Source organism: Tepidiphilus sp. J10 (genome assembly GCF_006980785.1).
Classification (GTDB): Bacteria; Pseudomonadota; Gammaproteobacteria; order Burkholderiales; family Rhodocyclaceae; genus Tepidiphilus; species Tepidiphilus olei.
In genome coordinates, this window is record NZ_SBHP01000006.1 from 75758 (window position 1) to 91690 (window position 15933).

The 15933-nt window shown below is 67.6% G+C and carries 9 protein-coding genes and 7 tRNA genes; 11 read left to right on the forward strand and 5 right to left on the reverse strand.

Annotated features, from left to right (window positions below; translation table 11 throughout):
- Nucleotides 1-78: 78 nt before the first annotated feature.
- Both EPD81_RS08720 and rlmM read right to left on the reverse strand, forming a co-directional pair.
- The gene (locus EPD81_RS08720; RefSeq protein WP_142805058.1) at nt 79-1413 is read right to left on the reverse strand and encodes a DEAD/DEAH box helicase; all 1335 of its coding nucleotides are present in this window, start codon (nt 1411-1413) and stop codon (nt 79-81) included.
- An 81-nt stretch (nt 1414-1494) separates the two neighbouring features.
- Nucleotides 1495-2559 (reverse strand): 23S rRNA (cytidine(2498)-2'-O)-methyltransferase RlmM, encoded by a 1065-nt coding sequence (gene rlmM / locus EPD81_RS08725; protein WP_142805059.1) that lies wholly within the window; start codon nt 2557-2559, stop codon nt 1495-1497.
- 80 nt (nt 2560-2639) lie between these two features.
- On the opposite strand from rlmM, the gene EPD81_RS08730 reads away from it, so the two are divergent.
- On the forward strand, nt 2640-3677 hold the full coding sequence (locus EPD81_RS08730) for an aldo/keto reductase (protein WP_142805060.1): 1038 nt from the start codon (nt 2640-2642) through the stop codon (nt 3675-3677).
- A gap of 13 nt (nt 3678-3690) precedes the next feature.
- Here the strand turns inward: EPD81_RS08730 and EPD81_RS08735 are convergent, their stop codons facing one another.
- Nucleotides 3691-4074, reverse strand: coding sequence for a hypothetical protein (locus EPD81_RS08735; RefSeq protein ID WP_142805061.1), 384 nt, complete (start codon nt 4072-4074; stop codon nt 3691-3693).
- 126 nt (nt 4075-4200) lie between these two features.
- Between EPD81_RS08735 and EPD81_RS08740 the strand changes: the two genes are divergently transcribed.
- The 10 genes from EPD81_RS08740 (at nt 4201) to recD (ending at nt 14434) form a co-directional block, all read left to right on the forward strand.
- Nucleotides 4201-4293, forward strand: a tRNA-Ser gene (locus EPD81_RS08740).
- Between the two features lie 81 nt (nt 4294-4374).
- A tRNA-Ala gene (locus EPD81_RS08745) sits at nt 4375-4450 on the forward strand.
- A 17-nt stretch (nt 4451-4467) separates the two neighbouring features.
- Nucleotides 4468-4543: transfer RNA gene (locus tag EPD81_RS08750), tRNA-Glu, on the forward strand.
- 13 nt (nt 4544-4556) lie between these two features.
- Nucleotides 4557-4633, forward strand: a tRNA-Asp gene (locus tag EPD81_RS08755).
- Nucleotides 4634-4655: 22 nt separating this feature from the next.
- A tRNA-Ala gene (locus tag EPD81_RS08760) sits at nt 4656-4731 on the forward strand.
- 17 nt (nt 4732-4748) lie between these two features.
- Nucleotides 4749-4824, forward strand: a tRNA-Glu gene (locus tag EPD81_RS08765).
- Nucleotides 4825-4837: 13 nt separating this feature from the next.
- Nucleotides 4838-4914 (forward strand) — tRNA-Asp (locus tag EPD81_RS08770).
- Between the two features lie 147 nt (nt 4915-5061).
- Entirely contained in the window at nt 5062-8673 is a 3612-nt protein-coding gene (gene recC, locus EPD81_RS08775; protein ID WP_142805062.1) for an exodeoxyribonuclease V subunit gamma, read from the forward strand.
- Nucleotides 8670-12341 (forward strand): exodeoxyribonuclease V subunit beta, encoded by a 3672-nt coding sequence (gene recB, locus EPD81_RS08780; protein WP_142805063.1) that lies wholly within the window; start codon nt 8670-8672, stop codon nt 12339-12341. Before recC ends, recB begins: the two co-directional genes overlap by 4 nt.
- Nucleotides 12338-14434 (forward strand): exodeoxyribonuclease V subunit alpha, encoded by a 2097-nt coding sequence (gene recD / locus EPD81_RS08785; protein WP_142805064.1) that lies wholly within the window; start codon nt 12338-12340, stop codon nt 14432-14434. Before recB ends, recD begins: the two co-directional genes overlap by 4 nt.
- A gap of 10 nt (nt 14435-14444) precedes the next feature.
- On the opposite strand, the gene EPD81_RS08790 is transcribed toward recD, so the two are convergent.
- Together EPD81_RS08790 and hemH are read right to left on the reverse strand one after the other, a co-directional pair.
- Nucleotides 14445-14837 (reverse strand): phage holin family protein, encoded by a 393-nt coding sequence (locus EPD81_RS08790; protein ID WP_142805065.1) that lies wholly within the window; start codon nt 14835-14837, stop codon nt 14445-14447.
- Entirely contained in the window at nt 14834-15928 is a 1095-nt protein-coding gene (gene hemH, locus EPD81_RS08795) for a ferrochelatase (protein ID WP_142805066.1), read from the reverse strand. The genes EPD81_RS08790 and hemH overlap by 4 nt, the downstream gene beginning before the upstream one ends.
- Nucleotides 15929-15933: the final 5 nt, after the last annotated feature.

Below are 15933 nucleotides of genomic sequence, written 5' to 3' on the forward strand. Positions count from 1 at the left end.
CCGGCGCTGCGTGGTTTTATCGCGCAGCGTCTGGTACCTGACAAAAGAAGAACGCCGCGGTGATTCGACCCCGTCGCCTCACTGCGCGCGTCCGCTGCCTCCCAGCAACACCGCCACCGCCTTCTTGCTTCCGGCGCGATGCGCTGCCGTCTGCTGCTTCGTCGTGGCAAGCACGGCGCCGGCCTTGGGTTCGTAGGGCCGGGAGAAGTCGAAACCGTCGGGGGCGCGTCCGCTGCGCTCGGCGCTGCGACGGCGGGTGGGTTCGGCGCGGCGCTCGCGGGGCGGTGCTTCGAGCGTTTCGGCGGGAATGGGGCGGCCGAGCATTTTTTCGATCGCCTGCAGCCGCTCCTCTTCGCTCGCATCGACGAGCGAGATCGCCAAGCCTTCGTGTCCGGCGCGGCCGGTGCGTCCGACGCGGTGCACGTAGTCTTCGGGGTTGGGGGGCAGGGCGTAGTTGATGACGAAGGGCAGTTCTTCGATGTCCAGCCCCCGGGCGGCGACGTCGGTGGCCACGAGCACCCGCAGCGAGCCGTTCTTGAAGGCTTCGAGCACCTCGAAACGCTGCTGCTGGGATTTGTCGCCGTGGATCGCCTCGGCCTGGATGCCGCGCCGCTGCAGGAGCGAGGCGAGCCGTCCGCAGGCGATTTTGGTGTCGACGAAGACGAGCGCCTGACCGGGATGGCGCTGCAGTAGCTCGACGAGCGCGTCGCGCTTGTGTGCGGCCTCGCAGCGCACGACACGGTGCGTGATGGTCTCGCTCACCGTGTTGCGCCGCGCGACTTCGATCGTTTCCGGATCGCGTAGCAGCTGTTGGGCGAGTTTCTTGATTTCGGGCGAGAAGGTGGCCGAGAAGAGCACGGTTTGGCGCTCTCGCGGCAGGCGCTCGATGATGCGGCGGATGTCGGGCATGAACCCCATGTCGAGCATCCGGTCGGCCTCGTCGAAGACGAGGAATTCGACCTGGTTGAGCTGGATGGTCTTCTGTTCGAGGTGATCGAGTAGCCGCCCCGGGGTGGCCACGACGATCTCCACGCCGCGGCGCAGTTCCTCGATCTGCGGCTTGATGTCCACGCCTCCGTAGATCGCCGCGGCGCGCAACGGCAGATGTTTGCCGTACTGGCGCACCGATTCATAGACCTGCAACACCAGCTCGCGCGTGGGAGCGAGCACCAGCGCGCGCACGGGATGGCGGGCGGGGCTCGCCGAAGTGTTGGCGTGGGGCGCGAGGCGCTGCAGCAGCGGCAGGGTGAATCCGGCGGTCTTGCCGGTGCCGGTCTGGGCGGCGCCGAGCAGATCCTTGCCGGCGAGGATGCGCGGGATGGCTTGGGCCTGGATCGGCGTGGGTTCGGTGTAACCGAGGTCGTTGACGGCGGCAAGCAGTTCGGGCAGAAGCCCAAGCTCAGAGAAGGTCATCGGAGGTCGTGCGCTCCAGAAACGGAAGAAAATGGCAAAGACAAGAAATTATACGCCGGCATCGGGCGATCGGCGGCGAACTCAAGCCAAGGCTCGGGCAAAGACGGTGACTTCCTCGCGGTCGTGGTAGAGCTGCTTGCAACGCAGCTCGATGCCGCCGGCCTCGCGCGTGAGCCGCTGTAGCCGCTTGCGGGCGTCTTCTAACGCTTCGAGGCGTTTTTTCATCGGGAGTTTCAGGTTGAAGAGGGCATAGCGGCACAGGCGTTGGGCAAACCAGCGACCGACGAGTTCGGCGATGCGGCTGGGTTGCTCCACCATGTCGCACAGTAGCCAATCGACGCGACCGCGCGGGCGCCAGGTAAACCCGTCGGCGCGCTGCCAGTCGACGAGCCCCGAGGCGAGGAGCCGCGCATCCAGCCGACCGTTGTCGATCGCGCTCACGCGCAATCCCCGCTGGACCATCTGCCAGGTCCAGCCCCCCGGGGCGGCGCCCAGATCCACGGCTTTCGTGCCGGGGCGCAGCCAGCGAGCACGTTCGTCTTCGTCGAGCAGCACGAGGAGCGCTTCGGCGAGTTTGAGCGCCGATCGGCTGGGGGCTTCCGCCGGCAGGCGCAGCCGCGGAATGCCGTTTTCCCAGGGAGAGAGGAGCGCGGCGGGAGCATTACCCAAAAAGGCTTCGCGTGAGGAAGGGAAGAAGACGACGAGGGTCTCGCGGGCGCGCTCGGCGAATTTGCCGCGCTCGGCGAGCGCCGTCTCGAGGTGCGGCCGCAGCCGGCGGGTGAAACCGGAGAGGGGCCGGCCTTCGTCGCTGTCGGGAAAGGCGAGGCGCAGGGCGCCGAAGCGCGTCCGGGGGTGATGGTGCTCGACGTTCTCGACCAGGGGACGCACGCGATCGCGTTCGGGCAGCGCCAGCCGGTCGAACCAGGGCAGGCACTCGCGGGCGAACACGAGCTCGCGCCAGGAGGGCAGGGGAAGGTCGTCCGGCAACGGGGCGTGGGCATCCAGCAGCACGTAGCCGCTGCGCACCTGCATGGTGACTTCAGCGGGAATGCCGTGGGTCTCGGCCCAGCGGCTCAGCTCGACGGCGACTTCGGGCTCGAAACCTGGGCGGGTGAGGGCGATCAGCCCTTGCGGCGGGGAGTGCATGGCGTACACTACGGATGAAACGGCAATGATACCGCGGTGCGCCGGCGGCGGCGCGCTTTTCGACGAAGGAGAGAACGGCAATGGAGTATCGCACGCTGGGGGATGGCGCCTTGCAGGTGTCGGCGATCTGCATGGGGACGATGACTTTCGGGGAGCAGAACGACGAGGCGCAGGCGCACGCGCTGCTCGATCGCGCCTGGGAGGCCGGGGTCAATTTCTACGACACGGCGGAGATGTATCCCGTCCCGGCGCGCGCCGAAACCTACGGTGCGACGGAGCGCATTCTCGGCACCTGGCTCAAGCGCAAGCCGCGCGATCGGGTGATCCTGGCCACCAAGGCTGCTGGCCCGGCACGCAGTTTGAATTGGATTCGCGGCGGTCCCGGCGGGTTCGACGAGCGTAATCTGCGCGAGGCGATCGAAGGCAGCCTGCGGCGCTTGCAGACCGATTACGTCGATCTCTATCAGCTGCACTGGCCGGATCGCAACCAGCCGATGTTCGGACAATGGCAGTTCGATCCGGACAAGGAGCGACCGACGGTGCCGATCCGTGCCCAGCTCGAGGCACTGGCCAAGCTGGTCGAGGAAGGAAAGGTCCGCTACGTCGGCGTCTCGAACGAACATCCCTGGGGCGTGATGCAGTTCGTGCGCCTGGCGGAAGAGCATGGTTTGCCGTGCATCGTCTCGATCCAGAACGCTTATCACCTGATGAACCGGACGTTCGAATATGGGTTGGAAGAAGTCTGTTTCCGCGAGCGCGTGGGACTGCTCGCCTACTCGCCGCTTGCGTTTGGCCTGTTGAGCGGCAAGTACCTCGCCGATCCCCATGCCGAAGGGCGTCTGACGCGCTTTGCCAACTTCGGGCAACGCTATGCCAAGCCCAACGTCCAGCCGGCGGTCGAGTCCTACGCCCGGTTGGCGCGTGAGCTGGGAGTGAGCCCGGCCACGCTCGCCTTGGGTTGGGTCTATCACCGACGCTGTGTGACGAGCACCATCATCGGGGCGACTCGCCCCGAGCAGCTGGAGGAGAACCTGCAGGCATGGAATTGGCGCCCGAGCCCGGAGGTGCTCGCGCGCATCGATGAAATCCACCTGCGCTATACGAATCCGGCGCCTTGAGAAGGTCTGGACACTAGCGACCCAGTGGGGCGGCCGTGGACGGTGGTGTTCCGGGAGCCGGAGCGCCGGGCGCGCTTTCCGGCTTTGGGATGATGGGCTGCGAGCGTTTGAGCGGTTCGGTGGGGGCGAACACCGGGGGTACTTCGCGCAGGTTGTTCTGCAGCATGTAATCGTTCATTTCCCGCCACCCCTCGAAGATTGCCGACTTCGAGGCGTTGGGGTTGAGGGCATAGCAATCTTCGAGCGAGCGTCCGGCGTGCCGGCAGGCGGCCCCGATCGCCTTGGCCTCCGCCTCGGCCTTCTTGGCGTCGTTGAGGCCGATGGCGTCGTAGAAGGCATCGCAGCCGGACAGCGATGCGGCCAGAAGGAGCAGCAAGGGCAGGGATCGGCGGAGCATCGAGTCCTCCTCGCGGGAGCGAATGGAATCATTAACGGCATGGCCGCGGAAAACTTTATGCCTGCGCGCCATCAAGCGCGAGAGTATGGATTTTTTTCGGGAAATTGGCTACAATTTCTCTCTTCAGGAGAGGTACCGAAGCGGTCATAACGGCGCCGACTCGAAATCGGATGGCCGGGTAAAACCGGCACGCGGGTTCGAATCCCGCCCTCTCCGCCAGGTTTCATCGGCAATGCCGCAAGGCGTGCTGAACCGGTTTACAGTGAATGGTTTTTTTGCTACCATGCGCGCTCTTCTGCCGGGGGTATAGCTCAGTTGGTAGAGCGCTTGCATGGCATGCAAGAGGTCAGCGGTTCGACTCCGCTTACCTCCACCAGGGAAACGGTTTTGCGGGTCCCCATCGTCTAGAGGCCTAGGACACCGCCCTTTCACGGCGGTAACCGGGGTTCGAATCCCCGTGGGGACGCCAGGTTCATGAGTGCGGAGTGGTAGTTCAGTCGGTTAGAATACCGGCCTGTCACGCCGGGGGTCGCGGGTTCGAGTCCCGTCCACTCCGCCAGGAATACCGCAGGTGCTGCATCGGGGGTGTAGCTCAGTTGGTAGAGCGCTTGCATGGCATGCAAGAGGTCAGCGGTTCGATTCCGCTCACCTCCACCAGGGAAACGGTTTTGCGGGTCCCCATCGTCTAGAGGCCTAGGACACCGCCCTTTCACGGCGGTAACCGGGGTTCGAATCCCCGTGGGGACGCCAGGTTCATGAGTGCGGAGTGGTAGTTCAGTCGGTTAGAATACCGGCCTGTCACGCCGGGGGTCGCGGGTTCGAGTCCCGTCCACTCCGCCAGTTCTTCGCAAAAAAGCGGGCTTCGTGCCCGCTTTTTTGCGTCTACGCGCACCACCGCTGGTGGGTCTCTTGCATGGTCACCGATGACCCTTTATGCTCTTGGGGACGGTCGGCGCAACCGCCGGGGCGGGGAATGGGAGATGGACGATGGGCGAGGGGGCGGGCAAAGCGGACTCCGGCGCGGGATTCCTGATTTTTCATGGCAACCGGGTGGAAAACCTGCGCCAGCTGGCGGTGACCTGGCTGGGACGGGAGCCGCTGCCGCCGCTCGTGCCGGAGTGTTTCCTCGTGCAGGGCAACGCCATGGCGCAGTGGCTGCGGCTCGCGCTGGCTGCGGGGGCAAACGAAGGGGGCTATGGCGTGGCGGCGGCGCTGGAGTTTTCCCTGCCCTCGACCTTCCTGTGGCGTTGTTACCGGGCCGTGTTGGGGGCGAAAGCGGTGCCGGAGCGCTCGCCCTTCGATCTGCCCTTGCTGCGTTGGCGCTTGCTGCGTTTGCTGGGATCTCTGCCGGAGGATCCGGTCTATGAGCCGCTGCGCCGTTTCCTCGCGGAAGAAACGCAAGCCGAGGAGCACGCGCCGGGCGAGGGTCTACGGCGTCAGGTGAGCGCGGAGCGGGCGGTGCGCAAGCGTGATCAGCTGGCCGCGCGCATCGCCGAGCTGTTCGATCAGTATCAGGTCTATCGCGCCGACTGGTTGCAGGACTGGGGCGCGGGTCGGGACGTGCTGCGCGACGCGCACGGCAAGGAATCCCCGCTCGAGGAGGGGCAGCGCTGGCAGGCGGCGTTGTGGCGGCTGCTGTGCGCCGACGTGGCGCGCACCGATCCGGGAGCCGAGCGCACGGCGCGCTCGAGCGTGCACTCGGCCTTTCTCGAAGCGGTCGGAACCTGGCAAGGTCCGCCTCCGCCGGGACTGCCACGGCGGCTCGTCGTCTTCGGCATTTCGAGCCTGCCGCAGCAGTGGGTGGAGGCGCTGGCGGCGCTGGGGCGCTGGATTCCGGTGCTGCTCTTCGTGCACAACCCTTGCCGTTACCATTGGGCCGACGTGGTCGATGGGCGCGAACTGCTGCGGCAGCAGGAAAAATGGCGTCGGCGCCGGCAGCGGCGCGAAGGACAGCCGGATTCGATCCCGGAAGAGGAGCTTCATCGCCACGGTCATCCCTTGCTCGCGGCCTGGGGCAAGCAGGGAAGGGATTTCATCGCCTTGCTCGACGAGTTCGACGAGGAGGCGGTGCGCCGGCGCTACGCGGGGAAGGTGGAGGGAAACGGCGGGCGGCTCGACTGGTTCGAGGCGCCCGAAGCAACGAACACTTTACTGCAGCAACTGCAGGAGGACATTCTCGAATTGCGTCCTCTTGCCGAGACTCGGGAACGATGGCCGGGCGTGGATCTCGATCACGACCGTTCCCTCGTCTTTCACGTGGCGCACGGCCCGCAGCGGGAAGTGGAGGTGCTGCACGATCAGCTGCGCGCGGCCTTCGATGAGGATCCGACGCTGCGTCCCGACGAGGTGATCGTCATGGTGCCGGACATCGAGGTCTATGCGCCACACATCGAGGCGGTGTTCGGTGCGATCGAACCCGATGATCCGCGCCACATCCCGTTTTCGCTCGCCGACCAGGGGCTGCGTGCGCGCGACCCGCTGCTGCAGGGGCTGGAGCTCCTGCTCGATCTGCCGCAGGGGCGGGCACGGGTGGGGGATGTGCTCGATCTCCTGGACGTACCGGCACTGCGCCGGCGATTCGGGATCGACGACGAGGCGTTGCCGCGTCTGCGTTCCTGGGTCGAGGGGGCGCAGATCCGCTGGGGGCTGAATGGGGATCATCGGCGCGACCTGGGCTTGGGCGAACAGGGGGGAGGGGAGTGGCTCGAGCAAAATTCCTGGCGGTTCGGTCTCGAGCGCATGCTCTACGGCTATGCGGCGGGTGATGCGCCGGCCTGGAGGGGGATCGAGCCTTTCGCGGAGGTCGGTGGGCTGGAGGCGGAGCTCGTCGGGCCGCTGGCGGAGGTGCTCGAGGCGTTGGAGACGGCGTGGCGGCAGCTGTGCGAGCCGGCCACGCCTGCCGAGTGGGGCGAGCGGCTGCAAGCGCTGCTCGCACGTTTTTTCGCCGCCGGGGACGACGAGGAAACCGTCACCCTGATGCGGCTGGAGACGGCTCTGCAGGACTGGGTGGAAGCGTGCGCCGCGGCGGAGCTCGAGGAGCGTTTGCCGCTGGCGGTGGTACGCGAACCGTGGCTGGAGCGTTTGGAGGAACAGGGCCTGTCGCAGCGTTTCTTTGCCGGGCGGGTGATCTTTGCCACCCTCATGCCGATGCGGGCGATCCCGTTTCGGCACGTCTATCTGCTGGGGATGAACGACGGAGATTATCCGCGCGCGCGCGTGCCTTCCGATTTCGACCTCATGGCGCGCAATTATCGTCCGGGGGACCGCTCACGGCGCGAGGACGATCGCTATCTCTTCCTGGAAGCGCTCCTGTCGGCACGTGAGCGCCTCTACGTTTCCTGGGTGGGGCACCGCATCACCGACAATGCGCCGCAACCGCCTTCGGTGCTGGTGGCCCAGCTGCGCGAGCACCTGGCGGCGGGCTGGACGGGGCATCGGGCGGGAAAGAAAGAGCCCGTGCAAGGGGAGGATCTGCTGGCGGCGCTCACGACCGAGCATCGGCTGCAGCCTTTCAGTCCGGCCTATTTCCCACCCGAATCGGCGCAGGGGGCGCTCTTCACCTATGCCCGCGAATGGCGTGCGCGACGTGAGGCAGAGCCCCGTGCTCCTTCCGGGCCGTTACAACCGCCCGTGCTCGAGGAGTCGCTACGGGTGCGGGAGCTCGCGCAGTTCCTGCGCCATCCGGTACGGTCCTTCCTGCGCGATCGACTCGGCGTCTTCCTCGAACTGGAGGATCCGGGCAGCGAGGAGGCCGAGCCGTTCGCGCTCGATGGTTTGACCCTGTGGAGCCTGCGCCAGGAAGTGATCGACGCGCAGCGGGTGGCCCTGCGGCAGGGACGGGACGTGGCTGCGGCGCGAAGGGCGGCGATCGCCCGCATCCGTCGGCGCGGCGTGCTGCCTGCCGGGGAGCTGGGAACGCTGTGGGCGGTGGAACTCGAGGAGGGGATGGACGAACTCTTCGCGCGCTATCAGGAAGCGCTGACGCCTTGGCCGGTGGAGCACGCAGGCGGCGAGGCGGTGCGCTTTGCCGCCGACGGCCTGGAGCTCGCCGACTGGCTGGGAGAATGGCGCCGCAACGGTGAGGGCGAACGAGCGCGAGTACTGATCTCGCCGAGCGAGCTCGTGAAAGACGGCAAATACCGCCCGGATCGGCTGGCGGGCTACTGGGTACAGCATCTGGCGGCCAATGCCGGGGCCGGGCCGACGCAGACGATCGTTTTGAGCCGCGTGGGGGACTACATCTTTGCCCCGCTTGGGACCGCGGCGGCCGGACCGCTCGCGGCGCTGCTGCACGCCTGGGCCGAGGGCATGTGCCGGCCGCTGCCCTTTGCGTTCCAGACGGCGCTGACGTGGTGGAAAGCGTGGTGTAAAGCGCCGAACAAAGGCGAGGAGGCGTGGGAGGCGGCGCGCAAGGCGTACGAAGGCAATGGGTGGACGGTTGGCGAGCGCGACCAGGACCCCTACCTGGCGCGTGCCTGGCCGAGGTTTGCCGACTTGCGCGCGAGCGGCGAGTTCGCGCACTGGGCCGAGGTGCTGCTCGGGCCTTTGCTGCAGTACGTGGAGGCGACCAAGGAAGGGAAAAAAGGAGCGCAGGCGTGACGGAAGAGGCGAATGAGGTAGATCTGCTGCGTTTTCCCCTGTGGGGCAGCCGCCTGATCGAGGCAAGCGCCGGTACCGGCAAGACGTACACCATCGCCGCGCTCTACGTGCGCCTGGTGCTGGGGCATGGCGGAGCAGAGGCGTTTTGCCGTCCGCTCACCCCGCCCGAGATCCTGGTGGTGACCTTCACCGAGGCGGCCACCAAGGAGCTGCGCGAGCGCATCCGCCGGCGCCTGAGCGAGGCGGCGCGCTGGTTCGGCCATCCGGCCGGGGAGGAAATCCCCGAATGGGTGGATGAGTTCCTGCGCGCATTGCGCGCCCAATATCCCGAACAGGATTGGCCGGGGTGCGAGCGCCGGCTGCAGGCTGCGGCCGAATGGATGGACGAGGCGGCGGTCTCGACCATCCACGGCTGGTGCCACCGCATGCTGCGCGAGCACGCGTTCGACAGCGGCAGCCTCTTCAGCGAGACGCTGGAGACGGAGACGGAGGACCTGTTGCTCGAGGCGGTGCGCGATTACTGGCGCGAGTTTTTCACGCCGCTGCCGGCCGAGGCGCTGGCGCTGCTGCGCGGCTGGTTTGCTGCGGATTTCACGCCGGAAGGGATGCAGCGGCGCTTGAGCCGCCTGCTGCCGCTCGCCGCGGATCTGGAAGGGGATACTGCGCCGGCGGAGGTGACGGCGGAAGTCCTGCGGCAATGGCGGGAGGAGAAGGAACCATGGGGGAAATGGGTGCCCGAGTTGCAGACCCTCTTTGATGAGGCGCGCAATCGCAAGGAGCTCGACGGGCGGAAAGTGCGCGCCGACTACGTGCAGGGCTGGTTGGCGGCGTTGGTTCGGTGGCGCGACGATCCGTTGGCGGAGGCGCCGGATTTGTCCGATTCGGCCTGGAATCGTTTGACGCGCGTAGGTTTGGACGAGGCGTGGAAGGGCGGCAAGGCGCCGAGGCACGAGGCGATCGAAGCGCTGGAAAACTTGCACATACGGCTCGAACGGCTGCACGAGCAGGGCAAGGCGAGCGTCCTTGCACATGCGGCGCGCTGGGTGGCGCAGCGTTTTGCCGTGCTGCAGCGGCGGCGGGCGCAGATGGGATTCGACGATCTGCTCACCCGTCTCGACGAGGCGCTGCGCGGACCCAACGGCGAGCGGCTCGCCGCGCGCATCCGGCAGTCTTTCCCCGTGGCCTTGATCGACGAATTCCAGGACACCGACCCGGTACAGTACCGCATCTTCGAGGCGGTCTATGCGCCGCAGAAGAACGACCCTCAGACTGCACTCATCCTCATCGGCGACCCCAAGCAGGCGATCTACGCCTTTCGCGGCGCCGACATCTACACCTATCTCGAAGCGCGCCTGGCCTGCGACGGGCGGCGCTACACCCTGCGGCGCAATTTCCGTTCGACCCCGGCGATGGTGGAGGCGGTCAATCGCGTCTTTCTCAACGCGCAGGAACAGAACGAGGCCGGTGCTTTTCTCTTCAAAATCTCGGAAGAGGAGGATCTCCTGCCTTTCCTGCCGGCGACCGCCCGGGGACTCAACGAACGGTTCGTGTGTGAGGGGCAGGAGCCGCCGGCGCTCGTGGCGTGGTGGGTGGAGAAAAACGAGGATGCGAATCAGGCGATCAAGGTGACGGCGTATCGGGAGCTGGTCGCCCACGGCTGCGCCGAGGAAATCGTGCGCCTGCTGCGGCTGGGGCGGGAAGGGCGGGCGGGGTTCGTCGATTCGAGCAAAGGGACGATGCGGCCGGTGAAGGCTGCCGACGTGGCGGTGCTGGTGCATACGGGCGAAGAGGCCAAGCTGGTGCGGGCGGCGCTCGCGCGGCGCGGCGTGCGCAGCGTCTATCTCTCCGAGCGCAGCTCGGTGTTCGCGAGCCCCGCGGCGGCCGACCTGCAGCGTTGGCTCGAAGCCTGCGCCGAGCCGCAGAACGACGCGCGCCTGCGCTCGGCCTTGGCGAGCGCCACGCTCGGGCGATCATGGGCAGAAATCGAGTCGCTGGAGCGCGACGTCCTCGCCTGGGAAACGGAGGTGGCGCGCTTTCTCGGTTATCGCGACTTGTGGCGGCGGCAAGGGGTGTTGCCCATGCTGCGCCGCCTGATGCACGACTTCGACGTGCCTGCGCGCCTGCTCGCCGGGGAGACGCCCGACGGCGACAGCGGCGAGCGGCGGCTCACCGACCTGCTGCATTTGAGCGAGCTCTTGCAGAAGATGAGCCGGGGGTTGGACGGCGAACATGCCCTCATCCGCGCCTTGGCCGAGGCGCGCCAGGATGGCGGACAGGGCGCCGAGGAGCGGCAGCTGCGCTTGGAGAGCGACGAGGCGCTCGTCAAGGTGGTGACGGTGCACAAAGCGAAGGGGCTGGAGTATCCCCTCGTGTTTCTGCCGTTTGCCTGTTCTTGCCGGCCGGTCGGGGAAAAAGACTTTCCCCTCGTCTGGCACGACGAAGCGGGTCGGCGTCGGGTGTCGCTCGTCGTCGACGAAACGGCGCTCGTTCGCGCCGAGCGCGAGCGCCTGGCCGAGGACGTGCGCAAGCTCTACGTGGCGCTCACCCGGGCGCGGTTTGCCACCTGGATCGGCGTGGGGGCGCTGGAGAATCTGCACGCGAGCGCCATGGGCTATGCCCTGGGCGTGCGGCAGGGCGATTCCCCGGCTCAGGTGCATGAGGCGCTGGAAGTGCTCGCCAAAGGGTGCGATTCCCTCTTCGTCGCGCCCTTGCCGGTACCGGGCGAGGAACGCCTGCCGGCGGACGAGGAAGGGATCGCCCTGGGCCCGGCGCGCACGCCGCGGCGCCGTCTCTTCGCGCCGTGGGCGATCTCCAGCTATTCGGGATTGCGCGGCGCGCTCGCGGCCGACCCGCAGACACCGGACGAAGCCAAGGCGCGCGAGCTCGTTCATGCGCCCCTCGCGGCGCCGACGGGAGCGGCGACGGGGATCCATGCCCTGCCGCCGGGGGCAGCGACCGGCACCTTCCTCCACGGCCTGCTCGAATGGGCGGCGCAGCAGGGGTTCGACGCGGTGTGCGCCAACGGCGGGGTGCGGCTGCGCGATCAGGTGGCACGGCGCTGCGCGGTGCGCGGCTGGACGACGCACGTCGACATGCTCACCGATTGGCTCCTGACGGTGATGCAGGCCGATCTGCCTTTGCCGGGTGGGGGAACGTGCCAATTGGCCGCATTATCCGATTATCTGCCGGAGATGGAATTCTGGTTCTCGGTGCCCGAGACCCGCATCGAGGCGCTGGATGCTCTGGTGCAGCGGCACACCTTGCAGGGAGCGGATCGCCCGAGGCTGACGCCGGGGCGGATCAAGGGCATGATCAAGGGGTTCATCGACCTCGTCTTCTGCCGGGAGGGGCGCTATTACGTGCTCGACTACAAGTCCAACGTCCTGGGGGCGACGGATGCCGCCTATGGGTGGGCGAACCTGGAGGCGGCCGTGCTCGAGGGGCGCTACGATCTGCAATATGCGCTCTATCTGCATGCCTTGCACCGGCATCTGCGCGTGCGCCTGCCCGATTACGATCCGCAGCGCCATCTGGGCGGCGCGGTGCTGCTCTTCCTGCGCGGCATCCACGACGAACCCGGCAAAGGCGTGTTTTTCGCGCAGGCGGAGGCACCGCTGCTCGATGGGCTCGACGCCTTGCTCGATGGCCCCGGCGGGAGGCTGACATGAGTGAGACAGACCTGCGCGACGATCTGGCGCGCTGGGTGCAGGATGGCTGGTTGCGGCCGCTCGATGCGGCCTTTGCGCGATTCCTGCAGGAAAAAGTGCCGCAGGCGCCGTCACGGGCGATCCTGGCCGCGACCCTGGCGAGCCACCAGTTGGGGCGCGGCCACGTGTGCCTCGATCTCGCCGCGCTCGCCGACGATCCGGTGTTCACCCTGGCGATCCCCTCGCGCGATGCCAACGGGCTGCCGACGCCCGCCGGGGCGGCCCAGGGGGAATCGCTCGAATCCTGGTTCGCCGCGCTCGACTGCCCCGAGCTGGTAGGACAGGGCGAGGAGGGAGAGGCGGCGCCGCTCGTGCGCCGGGCGCATCGCCTCTATCTGCGCCGCCAGTGGGACAACGAGTGTGCCGTGCGGCAGGGGGTTCTCGCCCGGGTACGGGAAGTCGTCCCGCTCGCGCCGGAGCCGGTGCGAGCTCTCCTCGAGGCGCTCTTTCCCTCCGGCGAAGGCGACGTATGGCAGCGGCTTGCCTGTGCGCTCGCGCTGCGGCGACGTTTTGCGCTGATTACCGGCGGTCCTGGCACGGGCAAGACGAGCACCGTGGTGCGCCTCATCGCCTTGCTGCAGGCGCTCGCCCTGCAGGGAAGGTTGGCGGGGCGGGGCGAGGCGCCGCTGCGCATCCGGCTCGCCGCGCCCACCGGCAAGGCGGCCGCGCGGCTGAGCGAATCGATCGGTCGTTCCCTCGGGCGGTTGCCGTGGGAGGCGTTGCCCCAAGGCGAACGGATCCGTGCCACACTGCCGCAGGAGGTGTCGACGCTACACCGGCTGCTGGGTGCCCGGGCCGGGTCGCGGCGGTTCCGCCACGACGAGGCCGATCCGCTGGTGCTGGACGTGCTGGTGATCGACGAGGCCTCGATGGTCGACCTCGAGATGATGGCGGCGGTGCTGCGGGCCTTGCCTCCGGCGGCGCAGTTGGTATTGCTCGGTGACAAGGATCAGCTTGCCTCGGTCGAGGCCGGCGCCGTGCTCGGCGGTCTGTGTCGGCGTGCCGACGAGGGGCACTATACGCCCGAGACGATCGCCTGGCTGCGGGCGACGGTGGGCGAGGAACTGCCCGAAGGATTTGCCGTGGAGAAGGGCGGGGAGGCGGAGTCCTCTGGTTTCATCGATTCCCAAGGTACGGCGCTCGATCAGGCGATCGCCATGCTGCGCGAAAGCCACCGTTTCGCCGCCGGGAGCGCCATCGGCCGGCTCGCGGCGGCGGTCAATCGGGGCGATGCGGCCGCGGCGCGGGGGGTTCTGGGTGGGCCCCTCGCGGGCGATCTGGACGCTCCGGGCGAAGAGGGCGGGGAAGGGCGCGCCTCGATCACGCCCGGCCATCCGCGCTCCGAAGTGGCCCTTCTCGTTCCCCAAAGTCAGGAGGACGCAGCGTTGCGTCGGCTCGTGTGCGGCACGCAAAAGAATCCCGCGGGCTATGCGCTTTATTTACAAGTGCTGCGTGCGCAGCGCCCGCTGCCCGAAGCGCCGCAGGCGGCGTGGGACGACTGGGCACGGGCGGTGCTCGCAGCCTATGCCGAGTTCCAGATACTATGCGCCCTGCGAGAGGGGCCTTGGGGCGTGGGGGAGATGAATCGACGCATCGCGTACTGGTTGCGCCGCCAAGGGGTGTTGCCGGACGAAGAGGGCTGGTACGAGGGGCGTCCGGTGTTGATGACGCGCAACGCCTATGCCTTGGGTCTGATGAACGGCGACGTGGGGGTGACGCTTGCTCTGCCTGGGGCTGAAGGGCAAGCCCCGCGGCTGATGGTGGCCTTTGCCGCCGCTGGTGGGCTGCGTTGGGTGCTGCCCGCTCGTCTGCCCGAGGTGGAAACGGTGTTCGCGCTCACGGTGCATAAGTCGCAAGGCTCGGAGTTCGGGCACGCGGTGCTGGTGTTGCCGGATACTCCCAGCCCTTTGCTCACGCGCGAGCTGATTTATACCGGTATCACCCGCGCCCGCTCGCGGTTCACTCTGGTGGATCCGTCGGGCGGGGCCATGCTGGAAGCGGCGATCGCGCGCCGCGTGCTGCGCTCGTCCGGGCTGGAGGCACCTCTGGAATAAGCGGGGGGATTCAGTCGCGGCGCTGAATTTTGATCACGATGGTGTCGGTGCCGCGTGGCGACAGCGCCAGCGACACGACCCAGGTGAGGATGCTATAGACGATGGCGCCCCAGAAAGCCGCCCAGAAATCCTCGACCACGACGCCGGCCACCAGCCCCGTTCCCGCCCAAAAGAGCAGCGCATTGAGGATGAGGGTAAAGAGGCCGAGCGTGAGGATGCTCGCCGGCAGGGTGAGGATGAGGAGCACCGGCTTGAGGAAGAGGTTGATGAGACCGAGCACCAACGCCGCCGCCAGCGCCGGTACGAAGCCGGTGATGGTGATGCCATCGACGAGCTGGGCGGTGACCATCAGCGCCACCGCGTTGAGCAGCCACTGGATGAGCATCCAGAATCCGGGTCTCATTGTTTCGCTCCCATTGCCTTGGCCCGTGCGAGGCGTGCCTGCAGCTCTTCGTCCGTGGCCGGCGTGCGATCGGGCCACTGGCCGAGGTGGTCTTCGAGGAGGGCGGCAAAGCGCTCGACCCAGAAAGGGGAATCGTTGAGACAGGGGACGTAATGGAATTGCTTGCCGCCGGCCTCGAGAAAAGCGGTGCGGCATTCCATGCCGATCTCTTCCAGGGTTTCGAGGCAATCGGTGGCAAAGCCAGGGCAGAGGACGTCGACGCGCGCCACCCCCTCGCGGGCGAGCCGCTCCAGCGTGGGCTGGGTATAGGGTTCGAGCCAGCGCGCCCGGCCGAAGCGTGACTGGAAGGTGACGAGCCATTGGTCGGGGGCGAGCCCAAGCCGCTCGGCCACCAGCCGCGCCGTCTTGTGGCATTCGCAGTGGTAGGGGTCGCCCAGCTCCAGCGTGCGCCGCGGCATGCCGTGGAAACTGAGAATCAGCTTGTCGGGGCGGCCGTGCTGCGCCCAGTGGGCTTCCAGCGTCTGCGCCAGCGCCTCGACGTAGCGGGGATCGTCGTGCCAGTGGCGCACGAGCCGCAGCTCGGGCAGATTGCGCCATTTCATGAGTTCGGCGGCCACGGCGTCGAACACGGAAGCCGTGGTGCTGGCGCAATACTGGGGGTAGAGCGGCACCACGAGCAGCCGCTGCAGACCCGCTTCTTTCATGCGGGCGAGCACCTTGGCCACGCTCGGTTCGCCATAGCGCATGGCCCAGCCCACCAGCGGCTCGCGCCCGCGCTCATGCCAGTGCGCTTCCAGCGCGTGCGTGAGCCGCTCGGTATACACTTCGAGCGGAGAACCCTCGTCGAGCCAGATGCTGGCGTATTTCTGCGCATTCGCCTTGGGGCGGCGCGGCAGAATGAAGAGGTGCAGGATCGTCTGCCACAGCCAGCGCGGCAGCTCGATGACGCGCGGATCGGAGAGGAATTCGCGCAGAAAAGGGCGCACGGCCTCGGGCGTGGGGGCGGCGGGGGTGCCGAGATTGACGAGCAGCACGCCGGTGCGTTGCGGCCGGTCGTGGCGAAAGGGGGGCTCGGGGGCGTAGCGGGGCATGCGGG

Excerpts from the sequence above, each read along its gene's own strand:
- rlmM (WP_142805059.1), bottom strand. The coding sequence starts at position 2,559 with ATGCACTCCCCGCCGCAAGGGCTGATCGCCCTCACCCGCCCAGGTTTC.
- EPD81_RS08730 (WP_142805060.1), top strand. The coding sequence starts at position 2,640 with ATGGAGTATCGCACGCTGGGGGATGGCGCCTTGCAGGTGTCGGCGATC.
- hemH (WP_142805066.1), bottom strand. The coding sequence starts at position 15,928 with ATGCCCCGCTACGCCCCCGAGCCCCCCTTTCGCCACGACCGGCCGCAA.
- recD (WP_142805064.1), top strand. The coding sequence starts at position 12,338 with ATGAGTGAGACAGACCTGCGCGACGATCTGGCGCGCTGGGTGCAGGAT.
- EPD81_RS08790 (WP_142805065.1), bottom strand. The coding sequence starts at position 14,837 with ATGAGACCCGGATTCTGGATGCTCATCCAGTGGCTGCTCAACGCGGTG.
- EPD81_RS08735 (WP_142805061.1), bottom strand. The coding sequence starts at position 4,074 with ATGCTCCGCCGATCCCTGCCCTTGCTGCTCCTTCTGGCCGCATCGCTG.
- recC (WP_142805062.1), top strand. The coding sequence starts at position 5,062 with ATGGGCGAGGGGGCGGGCAAAGCGGACTCCGGCGCGGGATTCCTGATT.
- EPD81_RS08720 (WP_142805058.1), bottom strand. The coding sequence starts at position 1,413 with ATGACCTTCTCTGAGCTTGGGCTTCTGCCCGAACTGCTTGCCGCCGTC.